Source organism: Pseudalgibacter alginicilyticus (assembly GCF_001310225.1).
Lineage (GTDB): Bacteria > Bacteroidota > Bacteroidia > Flavobacteriales > Flavobacteriaceae > Pseudalgibacter > Pseudalgibacter alginicilyticus.
This window is the reverse complement of sequence record NZ_CP012898.1, coordinates 1,179,303-1,192,444: the sequence shown is the minus strand read 5'-3', so window position 1 is coordinate 1,192,444 and position 13,142 is coordinate 1,179,303. Positions and strand designations below refer to the sequence as shown.

At 33.2% G+C, this 13,142-nt stretch carries 8 protein-coding genes; 6 read left to right on the top strand and 2 right to left on the bottom strand.

What is annotated here, in order from left to right; genetic code table 11:
- The first annotated feature begins 18 nt into the window (after positions 1-18).
- Positions 19-429: a hypothetical protein gene (locus tag APS56_RS04855; RefSeq protein ID WP_054725408.1), complete on the top strand. Its 411-nt coding sequence runs from the start codon at positions 19-21 to the stop codon at positions 427-429.
- A gap of 593 nt (positions 430-1,022) precedes the next feature.
- On the opposite strand, the gene APS56_RS04850 is transcribed toward APS56_RS04855, so the two are convergent.
- Positions 1,023-2,039 (bottom strand): LacI family DNA-binding transcriptional regulator, encoded by a 1,017-nt coding sequence (locus APS56_RS04850; protein ID WP_054725405.1) that lies wholly within the window; start codon positions 2,037-2,039, stop codon positions 1,023-1,025.
- Positions 2,040-2,520: 481 nt separating this feature from the next.
- On the opposite strand from APS56_RS04850, the gene APS56_RS04845 reads away from it, so the two are divergent.
- Positions 2,521-4,962 carry a glycoside hydrolase family 95 protein gene (locus APS56_RS04845; RefSeq protein ID WP_054725402.1) on the top strand — a complete coding sequence of 814 codons (2,442 nt, stop codon included), beginning with the start codon at positions 2,521-2,523 and terminating at the stop codon, positions 4,960-4,962.
- A 703-nt stretch (positions 4,963-5,665) separates the two neighbouring features.
- Here APS56_RS04845 and APS56_RS04840 read toward each other — a convergent pair.
- Positions 5,666-5,986, bottom strand: coding sequence for a transposase (locus tag APS56_RS04840; protein ID WP_257720175.1), 321 nt, complete (start codon positions 5,984-5,986; stop codon positions 5,666-5,668).
- Between the two features lie 393 nt (positions 5,987-6,379).
- On the opposite strand from APS56_RS04840, the gene APS56_RS04835 reads away from it, so the two are divergent.
- The 4 genes from APS56_RS04835 (at position 6,380) to APS56_RS04820 (ending at position 12,696) form a co-directional block, all read left to right on the top strand.
- Entirely contained in the window at positions 6,380-9,253 is a 2,874-nt protein-coding gene (locus tag APS56_RS04835) for a hypothetical protein (RefSeq protein ID WP_054725393.1), read from the top strand.
- A gap of 13 nt (positions 9,254-9,266) precedes the next feature.
- The gene (locus APS56_RS04830) at positions 9,267-11,708 is read left to right on the top strand and encodes a glycoside hydrolase family 95 protein (RefSeq protein ID WP_157757606.1); all 2,442 of its coding nucleotides are present in this window, start codon (positions 9,267-9,269) and stop codon (positions 11,706-11,708) included.
- A 193-nt stretch (positions 11,709-11,901) separates the two neighbouring features.
- A complete protein-coding gene (locus APS56_RS04825) occupies positions 11,902-12,093 on the top strand; it encodes a hypothetical protein (protein WP_054725385.1) in 192 nt (63 codons plus the stop codon).
- 210 nt (positions 12,094-12,303) lie between these two features.
- Positions 12,304-12,696 (top strand): hypothetical protein, encoded by a 393-nt coding sequence (locus APS56_RS04820; protein WP_054725383.1) that lies wholly within the window; start codon positions 12,304-12,306, stop codon positions 12,694-12,696.
- The last annotated feature ends 446 nt before the right edge of the window (positions 12,697-13,142 follow it).

The window sequence follows — 13,142 nt, the reverse complement described above, 5'->3', positions numbered from 1 at the left end:
TATAATTGACCCGTAAATATGAAAAAAACCGAAATTTGCCTACATTGTAATGATGATTACACACCCACCAGGCGTGGTGTGCAAAAATTTTGTTCCAAATCCTGCAAGTCCAGATATTGGTATTTGAAACAAAACTACACAAAGGAAGTTGCTATAGATACAATTGAAAATAAAGTAGTAAACTCTATTGCAAAGGTTGATAAAATGAGTTTAGCCGGTGTTGGTAATGCCGCTGCTGGAGCTGCTGTTGTAGAAGTTGTAAAAACAGTCTTCACTGCACAAGACAACAAACCGGCCACCAAAAAAGATATACAAGAACTAAAAACACTTATTACAGGGCGCTACTTACCCGTAAACAATGCTGCTAAAGATGCGTTTGGTAGATCTCCATTCTACGACGTTGAAACTGGGAATGTGGTTTTTAGATAAAGGACTGTAGACACACACACACACATTAAAGTTGACTTCAATTGATTTCGGGACGAATGAGGTGCTTGAAGAAAATAGGTGTTTGAGTCTGTACTATAATTGTTCTTATATACAGTTGTAATCTGTTTTTTAATTGTTCCGTGTTTGTATCATTTTAATAGGCACTTTAGATAAGAGTGAGGTATTTATGGTATCTTGATCAAATTAATTTAATCATTATAGTTTTTACAAAATTTGGAGTTGTTAAGTCGGTTCGTTTAATGTATCACCATTATTTACACTTAATTATATTTTAATATTACGAATTTCGTATTTTGGACTTGCAACAAAACACCAACGACATTATTCTGGAATAAAATAATAGTGATAAATATAAATGCTTTTCATTATGACGGTTTGAATTTAAAGTTAATAAATTCGAATTACCACCTGTCCTTTTTTAAATGAGAGTCAAAATTTGTTTTAGAAGATTATAATAAACAATTAAAGAGTTTATATTAGTACTATATTCCCTTATAAATGAAAATTTTAAAATGTTATTGTTATTAGTTGACTATTTCGGAGTGATAGCGAGAAAAGTATTAGGATTTAATTTATATTCTCACTGAGGACTCCCTTATATTTAATTGGCCATTTAGCGTGACGGTTTGGGGTAAATGTGAGCCAGTACGGTTTTCAATTTGTTCAATCAGTAATTTAGCAGCTTCTCTACCAATGTCTAAGGTTGGTTGCGAAACAGAAGTTAGAGGAGGGTCTATTAAATCAGCCATTTTAGATTCAGTAAAACCAACAAACGCAATGTCGTCAGGTATTCTATAACCATTTTTTTTGAATACTTTCATGGCTCCGATTGCAGTCGGGTCATTACAGGCGAAAATGGCGTCAGGAATATCATTGTTTTTAATCATTGCTTCAGCAACTCGCATGCCATCTTCAGCGTAAAAACCGGTGGGTATTATTTTATCCTTTGTAATAATTGTTTTATGTTTTTTAAAAGCATCGGTAAAACCTCGTACTCTTTCGTGTGATAGGGAAAGGTTGTCTGCACCTTTAAGGCAAACAATTTTTTTGTAACCCTGGGTTATTAAATGCTCTGTTGCAAAAAATGCCCATTTGTAATCATTAAACAATACTTTGGAAGTATTAAGGTCTTTATTTACGCGATTAAAAAGAACAATGGGCAATCCGTTTTTAACCAATTTTTGGTAATATTCAGTATTACTGGTTTCGCATGAAATTGATAATAACAAACCATCTACCATGTTGTTTTCTAAAGTTTGAACATTTTTAAGCTCGGTTTCAAAACACTCATTTGATTGTGTTATTAAAACTTGATACCCTTTTTCAAACAAGATTTCTTGAGCCCCAATTATAACCTCAGGAAAATACCCATTTATAAATTCAGGAACTACAATGCCAATATTAAAGGATCTTCTTTGTATTAATTTTTTTGCCATAGGGTTAGGTCGGTAGCCCATCTCTTTTGCGGTTTCCAAGATAACGTCTTTAGTTTCCTTTTTTATGTCATATTTATCATTAAATGCTCTAGAGATAGTGGATACTGATAGGTTTAATCGTTTGGCAACATCTTTTATTGTTATGTAGTTCATGGTGTTATTAAATTTTAGTTTTTTTATCAAAGTAGTCAAATTTAACTAATTTAATTTTATTATAAGGATGGTGAAAAATTATTTTCGGAAATAGTTCTAATATTTCGGAATGATAAATTAATAATATTTTTTTCTAATAAATTTAGCTATTATTCTGATTAATAATAGTTTATAAAGTGCAGGTGTTTTAGGATTGATCTGTTATTAAATAATTACAACCTACCTTCATATTGAGTAAATCTTAATTATCGGTATCGTTTTCGAAAAAAAATAACGTTTTCGGTATCGTTACCAGTGTTATTTTAGTAATAAAGTGATACTAAAAATATTCTAAGCCATATTTTAGCATCTATAGAACTAATAAAATACCTATAATTAAAAAACTTCAGTACAGATAGAATTGAGTTGATAAGCATGTTAAAGATAGCCCCATTTATTAAACAACAATTAGTTTTAAAAACTTAAATAATAATTAGATAGTATGAAAGCAAGATTTATTATCCTTTTACCACTCATTTCATTTCAGCTTTTTGCTCAAGAGAATAACTTCGATTTATGGTATCGTTTTCCTGCTCAGGAATGGGAGGAAGCATTACCAGTAGGTAATGGACGATTAGGTGGAATGATATTCGGGACAATTGAACACGAACGTATTTCTTTGAATGAAGAAACCATTTGGAGCTTTCCATTTAAACCTGTTACTGCTACTAGTAAAACTCGAAATTTAATTAAAAAACAGCGAGAATTAATTTTTGAAGGAAAATATAAAGAGGCTGATGAATTAAAGGTACAAGATTTAGATATACCTAAAAATGCCAAAATTATTGAGGAACAAATAGAAGGTATGTATACTGGTCGAAGTATTTACAAGCCTCTTGCAGACTTGTATTTACACTTTGGGTCTACAGAATCAATACCTTATGATTATCGTCGGGATTTGGATATTGAGAATGCAGTTGCTTCTGTTACTTATAAAATAGACGATGTTACTTATAGGCGCGAGGTAATCGCCAGCTATCCTGATCAAGCTATTGTGGTAAGGCTTACAGCCAGCAAACCTGGAAAAATTTCATTTTCGAGTAAAATGACTCGTCGTGTAGATGTTAAAGATGATATGTACCGTTACGATGCAGAGTTAGGAGCAAAGGTAGAAAGCATTAAGACACCACCTGCGCCAATAATAAAAGTTTTGGGAGATGATCATTTCAGTTTTAGTGGTAAAGCTGATCCGGAAGGGGTAAGTTATGTGGCTCACTTTAAGTTGGTAAATGAAGGAGGAAAAAAAATTCCAACTGTGGGAGGGTTTAAAGTTGAAAATGCTGATGCGGTTACCATTTTTATAACTGCTGCAACAGATTATAACTATGAAGAACCTAATCTAGCGGCAGCTCAACAACTTGAGAAAGTATCTTCTTATTTGTACGGTGAAATTAAAAAACGTCATATTGCTGATTATCATAAATTGTACAAGAGAGTTTATATTGAGCTGGAGAAGTCACGAAATTCTACTATGTCAACTGACAGACGTGTAACGGCTTTTCAGTTAGGTATTAAAGATTCCCGTGTAGCACCTGATACTCCACGAGATAATGATTTATATGCACTCTATTTCCAATATAGCAGGTATTTGATGATAGCAAGTTCTAGAAAAGGAACATTGCCACCAGCTTTGCAAGGAATTTGGAATGATAGTTTGCTTCCTCCTTGGTTTGGACACTACACCTCAGATATAAATATAGAGATGAACTATTGGCCAGCAGAGGTAGGAAATTTATCCGAGTGTCATAATGTTTTACTAGATTTTGTTTTTCAACATATTGATAAAGCAAAAAAGGTAGCAGAAATATCCTATGGTACAAGAGGGATGGCATTTAACAGTATGTCTCCTTGGGGACCTAGGGCTACTTACAGCAAATGGAATGGTTTTACAGGATGGTTAGCTCAGCATTTTTGGGAACACTATGCTTACACGCTTGATAATGAATTTTTAGAGAATAAGGCTTATCCATTTATAAAAGAGGCTGCTCTGTTTTATGTCGATCATCTTGTTGAGTATCCTGAGCGTGGATATTTGGTTTCAGGTCCTGAATATTCGCCTGAAAATAAATATTATTTGAAAGAGGATCCAACGAAAGAAGGAAGGCATATTAGTATGGGAACTACTATGTCGCGGGCAATAGCATACGAGGTATTAAGTAATGCGGTTAAAGCCTCTGAAATCCTGGAAGTGGATAAAGATTTAAGAAAAGAATTTATTGTTGCTCGTGATAATTTATCTCCCTATCAGATTGGAAAACACGGACAATTGCAAGAGTGGCTGGAAGATTTTGAAGAAGTATATCCTGGGCATCGACATTTATCACATTTATACGGACTTTTTCCAGGCAGTGAGATTACCAAAGAAAATAATCCTGAAATATTCGAGGCAGCAAGAAAATCAGTTGAAAGAAGATTAGAGCATAATGGTGGTTGGACAGGATGGAGTAGAGCATGGATAATAGGTTTGGCTGCCCGTCTTCAGGATGGAGAGATGGCAAGAGAACAACTAGAATTATTATTAGAAAGGACAACGCTTCATAATCTTTTTGATACTCACCCTAGAAGAGGAGGGAATACTACTTGTTTTCAAATAGAAGGAAATATGGGTGCAACTGCTGGTATTGCAGAAATGTTGATGCAAAGTCATGAAGGGTTTATTCATCTGTTACCTGCAAAACCAAAAAACTGGAGAAAAGGTCGCATTACTGGACTTCGCGCAAGGGGGGCTTTTGAGGTTGATGTGAATTGGGATAATGGTGTTTTAAAAGGAGTAAATATTCTTTCAAAAAAAGGAGGTTTATGTAAACTTAAGTATGCTGATAAAATCATTGAGTTTGAAACAGATTCCGGTAAAGAGTATAGTTTTAACGGAAAGTTGCAATAATTCAAATTTCTTTAGGACCACATTTGGCAACAATTAAAAATTTAAACATGAAAACAATAATAATTTTATTTTAAAGATTTACATTTACATGTATGCTTTGAATTCACAAACCTTAACTTTTTAAAAGTCTAATGTATTAATTTTAGTACCCATGTACAGTGGGGTTTGAAAGCTAAGGATTTAATTCTGAGCTTTTTATTTTTGTAAATTTTAGATATTTTTGAAAACAGAAGGTGTTTTAAATACTGGATTTATAAGTAATTCAAGTTCATAACTAACCAATTGTTCTCGAACAGTTTGGTCAATAAGACATATAAAATCCGTCTGCCTGCGTCAGGGATATTTGAGGAAGAATAGAACAATCATCTAGTTTATGAAAGACTTTCGTTTTTCTTAAAGGCTCATTAAAACAACTTTAAGATAAAAGAAACAGATTTTATGGATAGGAGATGTTTTGTTTAATCAATTGAATGTTAGTGAAATAGAAAGATTTATGTAAGATGTTGAAAAGAATATTATATTTCTATATGCCAAGAGTATTTGGACTTGCAACAATAGGGGGCATAGTAACGAGATATAAGTAACTACATTTTTATTTAAAAGACACTTCCTAAAATCTGTATAAGTTCAAAATTTCATGGATAAATTCTTTTCATCGCATTTGTTATTAGCGTTCAAATATATCGTCTATTTTACGGTTATTTTACTTAAAAACAGCTTCCGCTACATATTTTGGCAAATGTTTTAAGCTTATTTGATGATGTTGCCCTATTATCTGTCTGCGTATTATAGCCCAAAAACTTTCGATTGAGTTAATATTTATTTCTCTGTATGAATATAGTTTTTGGTGGTCGATTTTAACATGTTCTATTGTTGTGTCCATTTTTGAATAGCCTCTATATTCGTCTGAAATTAAAACTGAATCATCATCATCATCTACATATTTTTGAACCATTGCTTTTAATTCCTTTGCGGTTATGTGTTGGGTTACTTCTACTACCACGGCTCCATTTCTTTTAATTATACCTATGACTGGAATCTAGGAATTGCCACGTCACCGTTTGGGATTCAATGTGGATTTTGCAGGATTACCTTTTCCTCTCTTGATTTAGATCATCTATCCTTATGTCAAGTTTTGGTATGTATTAAGACAAGATATACGATTAGTTTGTTCTTGGATATAAATTTCTCAGCCCCATTTTTAATAACATCAAAACTTTCATTTAAAATTTGGGAATGTTTATGAAAAATTCTAGAAAGAACCATTTTTTTGGAAACGATTTCGGTAAAAAAAAACGATTTCGGTATCGTTACCGATGATTTATATAGATGAAATTTAATAATATCATAATTGAAAGGATATATTTGATTTGAAGTATACTAAACATTCTATAAGTTTTAACTAATTTTTAAGAAAATGAGAAGAATATTCCTTTACCTAAACCTAGCACTTATTATAAGTGCATGTGAAGGGCAGATAGTCAAAAATGAAAAATTTAAGCTAGGCTTAAAAGGTAAGGACGTAGTTGTTGAACGTAATGATGGTTCGTTATTAGAGTTTAAACCTATTTTTACAGTTATTTATAGTGAAGAGAATCCTGGGAAAAAGCTTCGTTACGGTGATTTTGGGTATAATAAAAAACCATATGAAGAAATAGGAGTACGATATCATATTCCAACTTGGGGCAAATCTGAGAAAGTTATAATTGACCCCAAAGAACACGTAATGGATGGGTTTAACCCTGAAATAGACAGAGGACTTGAGGAAAATAGAACATCCAATATGTTTAACGCTGGAATTTCCAAAACTCTAATTGCCGAAGATGTTGTTGTGAATGGGGATTTAATTCAATGGATTTTCCCTAAAAATAATCTCGGGGTTCTTAAAGCATACGTAACCATTAACCAAGACGAAGACTACCCTTCAATTCATTTCGATTTTACGGCTAAAAAAGAGGGGTATTATTCTATTGGTTATATTGGTGCTCCTGAATTTGATATTACTAATTGTGATGAAATTTGGCAGTCGGATATTTGGTCTGAAAAGCGTTTTCCTAATGCTCCTTATCTTTCCGAATCTTATAGAACAAAACTCCCTTCTACTTTTGTGTCGCACTCTGGAACTACATATGGACTAGTTGGGGCTCCTGAGCATATTCCATTTATGCCTATGCCTACTACCAACAATTCCCAATTTGGGGTAATGGTGAGAAACCCAAAAGGATTGGCACAATCCTCCATTTTTTCTCCTGTATTAGGAGGTGTAAATTCCAAAATGGAAGCAAATAATAAATATGAGTTCAAGGCATATATGTTTATATTAAAGGATAATATTGATAAAGCTTTTGAAGAATGTGCATATAACATATATAATTTTTCTGATATACGTAGAAATGCAACAACAACCTTAAATAAGACATTTGAAAATATGGTGGACTATTGCATGAGTAAATATGGTGCTTTTAATGAAGAATTAAGAGGAAGTGACTATTCATCAGATGTACCTGGTGCCGTAAAAAACATTTCAGGTCTTCACCCCCTTTCAATAGCACACGTAACAGATAATATAGAGATATTTAAAAAAAGAGCTCGTCCAATGATTGAATATGGATTAACAAGAGAAAGATTTCTATTTTCAACCAACTCTGAAATAATAAGAGATGGTACTTCTTCAAAACTCAAAGGTCCCGGAGTGCCAATGTCAGACCTGACAACAACCTTTACCTATTCAAAGAATAGAATGTCACACTTCCTAAATGTGGCAAAGAAAATTTACAAGGATAAGGTTAATCGGTCTCTCAACCTTGATGCGATGCTCTATGGTGACAGGTGGCAGAATTCCATGTATTTATACAGAGCTACAGGGGAAAAACTATATTTGAAGGATGCTATACGAAAAGCTGATGAATACTTAGATGAACGCGTTTACAAAAAACAAACAACTTTTTCTGATGAACACAGTCGAGGCCTCTTTTTTTGGACTTCATACACCAACCAGTATATGGAATTATATTTAATGTATCTTACTACTGGAGATAAAAAGTATCTTGATGCTGCATATGACGGAATCCGTCAATATACTCGATTTTGTTGGGTTTCACCAAAAATCCCAGAAAGTATGGTAACGGTAAATGTTGGAGATTCAGTGCCGAGGTATCGAAGCCATAATCGTTGGATTACTATGCGAATTCCTGAAGAAGCTGTTGAAGCGTGGCGAGTTTCAGAGCATGGATTGACACCGGAATCAACTCCTACCTCTGACGGGCATAGAGCTATTTTTATGGCTAATTATGCTCCATTTATGATGCGGATAGCTGCAGAAACCGGAGATAAGTTTTTGCATGATATGGCAAGAAATGCAGTTATCGGACGGTATGAAAACTTTCCTGGTTATCATATAAATGCAGGTAGAACAACTGCTTTCGAGAAATATGATTTCCCTTTGCGTTCTTTTGAAGAGTTAAATGGTCATACCTCTATGCATTTTAATCATCCCTGGTCAATGGTAGCCTCATTAATGGACTATATGATGGCTGAAGCCTATTATGCTTCGGATAAAAAAATTAATATGAAGCCTGAATATGCTGAGGGATATGCTTATTGTCGTAGCTTGATTTATGGTGCTAATAGTGGTACTTTCTACAAAGATAAAGGTGTCATACCATACATGCCCAAACAACTATTAGAAACAGATAATTTGCAACTAAATTATATTGCGGCTAGAGGTAACAATAAACTGTATGTAGCTTTTACAAATCAATATAAAGACGAGGTAAATGCTACAATAACATTTGATTTAGAAAAAGCTGGTATTGAAAAGGATAGGACTTATAAATGTCAAGTGTGGAAAGACAATATAGTAGTAGAAGAAAAGACCTTGGTAAATGGGAAAATAAATATAGATGTTTCGCCTAAGGGGATAACCGCTATTGCTATTGTTGGCGCAGAACCTATGGCAGAATTTCAGAAGTCCCTTATGACCAGCACCCCTGTTTGGTCTAAAGATTTCTCTCAAATAGGATTTCATGACGATCAAGCAGTGATTTTTAATATGGGCAAAGGGCTTTCAAGTGTCTATTTTATGACAGCGGCTAATAACGATATTTTCAATAAAGTAACTGTAAAGTATAGTTTTAATGAGGGAGAATGGCAAAGTGTATCACGCGTTGGTTATCCTTATGAATTTACAATAGATATTAATGACAATACAAAAATTATAGAATATCAATTTGAAGGATTGGATCTTAACGGTAAAACTATAAAATCAAAAATTGGTACCCTAAGTAAATAAAATGATTATGCATATGTACACTAGGCAAGTTATTACAATATCATTAATTCTCTTTGGCTGTATTCAAATAAAATCGCAAAGTGAACATTCAATGTGGTTTCGAAATCCAGCTAATGATTGGCACGAAGCCTTGCCTGTGGGAAATGGTTATATGGGCGCCATGATTTTTGGAGGAACTCGTGTTGAGCGCATTCAGTTAAATGAAGAGACCATATGGTCTGGAACTCCAAAACCCCGTATCATAGCGCCGGACTATGTAGAGCGAAAAATGAAAGGTAGAGAATTAATTTTTGACGGTAAATATAAAGAAGCTGAAGAACTATTATATGCACTTAAAAAAGAAAAATATACAGGTAAAGATGGTGTCCTTATTGAAAATGTAACAACTACAGAACACGGTTTTGAAACAGCGGGAGATATTTACCTGTATTTTGATTCGGAAAATGAAATAGAGGAAAATTATCGAAGGGAATTGGATTTGAAAACAGCTGTAGTGAATTCTCAATTTTCACGTGCCGGATCTAATTACTCAAGAGAGGTTATTGCCTCTTATCCGGATAAAATCTTGGCTATGCGTTTGCAGGCAAAAGGAAATTCAAAATTATCTTTTGAAATCAAAATGAAACGTCCCGTCATGACTGGTGAATTAATTGGGAATTTTGTAAGCCCTCCTAAGGCATTGATAAATGTATATCCAGCTATAACTGAGGTGAGAGGAGATAATTATTTGGTGATGAAGGGGCAAGCAAGCGATAATGGTAATAAGTTTGAAGTTCATCTTAAAGTGGTTACCGATGGTATTTGTAAATCTTCAAGTAATTCTTTAAAAATCAGTAAAAGTTCAGAAACTATTATATATGTACATATTGTAACTGATTTTTACACAAAAGACCTGTCAAATTACGCCGAAAAAATTGTTGATGAGGCTATAATAAAAGGGTATGAGCAAGTGCATGCCAATCACATTAATGACTATAAAAAATACTATGATAGAGTCGATTTTGATTTAGGAAATGGAAATACAAATACAAAGTACCCTCTTGATGTTAGACTAAGAAATATTCGAAATCGAATAGAAGATCCAAGAAGTTACAAGGGGCAATTGACAGACCCTGGACTTATTTCCCTTTTTTTTAATTATAATAGATATTTATTTATTTCGTCTTCAAGGGAAGGTACTATGCCACCAGCACTCAATTATTGGAATGGTAGTTTATATCCAGCTTGGTATGGAAGACCAACGACTAATATAAATCAACAGATGAATTTTTGGAGTGCCGAAGTTATTGATTTGCCAGAATTACATTTGCCAATGCTACAAATGTTAGAACGGTTTTTACCTGCGGGTAAAGAAGTAGCGAAAAAAGTTTATCAATCAAATGGAGCTGTTTTTCCAGGCAGAGGCTTAGCTTTTAATTATAATCCAGAATTTATTTATGATACATGGAATGACGCAGGAGGGTGGTTTGGAGCTCATTTCTACAGTCATTATGAGTTTTCCAATGATAAAGAATATTTAGAAAAACATGCTTACCCTTATTTAAAAGAAATGGCATTATTTTATTTGGATAACTTAATTAAACATCCAACTTTTGGGTATCTAGTTACAGGTCCATCTTATTCGCCAGAAACCGCATTTATATTGGATGGTGAGCACTATGAATTTGCAAATGGCATAACTCTTTCAAAAGCAATAATCTATGAAACATTAAAATTCACACTAGAAGCTGCTGAAATTTTGAGTGTTGACAAGCAACTACAAAAAAAGATTAGAAAAACCATTTCTAAATTGGCTCCATATAAAATAAGTGAGATATATAACAAATTGCAAGAATGGGACAAAGATTATGAAGAATTTATCCCTGGTCATCGTCATAATTCTCACCTTTATCCCATATACCCAGGTCGAGATATTACTGAAGCTAAACCGGAATTATTTAAAGCTGCTGAAAATTCACTTCACCATCGTTTAGACAACGGTGGTGGATGGACAGGATGGTCAAGAGCTTGGGTCATAGGCCTTGCAGCGAGATTTAAGGATGGTAACCTTGCAGGAGAACAAATAGAGTTGTTGATGAGGGGACAGGTATTTCCAAACTTTTTTGGAGCACATAAGCGTGGAGGACACGATGTATACGATTTGGGCCCAAACCTTGCTTTTCCAGGTGTGGTGGCAGAAATGTTGATTCAAAGTCATCACGGCTATATCGAGGTGTTACCAGCATTACCCGCTACTTGGAAAACAGGTGCAATAAAAGGACTACGCGCTCGTGGTGGCTATAAGGTGGATTTGATTTGGGAAGATGGTAAGTTAATAAAAGTTTATATAAAATCGGAAAATGAAGGAATTTGCAAACTGAAATATAAAAACAAATTAGTAAGTTTTGAAACAAAAGCAAACAGTGAATATAATGTTACTAATGAATTACAAATAAGCAAACGAATTGCTGAATAAAACTTTGACATATAAAAACTAGGGATATTCTTCTTTTTTTATTCTTCTCTCTTTTCAACTTTTTGCTCAAGAGAAAGATAGGAAATAATGGTGTAATTATCCAGTACACGAATAGGGAATAAGCATTGTCGATAGATAATGGATGTTTCTGAGGAATGATTTTTTGCACAATTAATTGTGGATATATATTTAAATGAAGATACAAGTATGGAGCCTTACTACAAACTCCTTTGCAGCAATTTCAAAAACACAATATCTATTATCAGAAAAAGAAAAACTTAATTTTCAAGGAAAGTATAGAGAAGCTGATAAATTAAAACTAAAGGATATTGAAATTCCCGAGAACGCTAAAACTACAAAGAAAAAAATTAATGGAATCTTCTGAGGAAGAAGTATATAGACTACTAGCTGATTTATACCTGAATTAAGGTTCTTTTAAATCTATTTCTTATAACTGTGGTAGAGAAATAGATGTTGAAAAAGCAATAGCTTCAGTAATTTTTTAAAATCAATCACGGTGCATATAGACGTTGATACATTTCTAGTCATTCATACCCGATAATCAAAGGTCAATCAAATAATAATTTTAGTTTTAGTGTTACTGCTGAACCTGAACGAACAAGTCTATATTTCTTATCTTGAACAAATAGTAGATGAGGAAGAGGGAATTATTAAATCTGGGTTTAAAGTGGAAAATGCTAATTCTACAACTATTTATATAACCGAAGCAACAGATTATAATTTTGAAAATCCTTATAAGGCTGTAAAAGTACAGTTAATAGAATATCATCATCTTCATACCAAGAAATATAAAAAAGGTATATTGAAAATTATCAAAAAACAAACTACTTCGATGGCTCTGCCTCGAGGTGGTTCATTTAATATCACTAAACAAATAGCTACTAGCATATTGAGAAGCTCAATCCGAATGAAAGATAAATGCTTCCATAATTGGGTTAGGGTTTTCAGACATATTCCATACATTTAGGTTGAATAAAAATGTATAATTTATTTTCAGTTCGTTGAATCTTATATTGAGGGCAAAATGAAGTTACTCAGTTCAATGTTCTCTGAAAAATTTTAATTTAAAAAATGGAGTTCGAAATAAAGATGGTAACCCATTACATTTAAAAATTGCTTATGTTAACAAGGGTTTACAAAGAAAAATAGAATAACACAAATCATATAATATTATTTTGTCCCTTGATGAACCACAGGCGGTCTTAAATTTTATATCCGAGTAAAAGTCATAACCTCTTTTCGTTTATTATACGAAATTGATACATTTTGTCAAATAATTATAAATAGAGCATATTACCGAAAACGTTTTCGGTAAATGGTATCGTTTTCGGTATCGTTTTCGATTTTATTTCATTTCGTGTTACACTTTAAAGAACTTTTAATACATATTTTTGATTGAACTAAATTAAACTA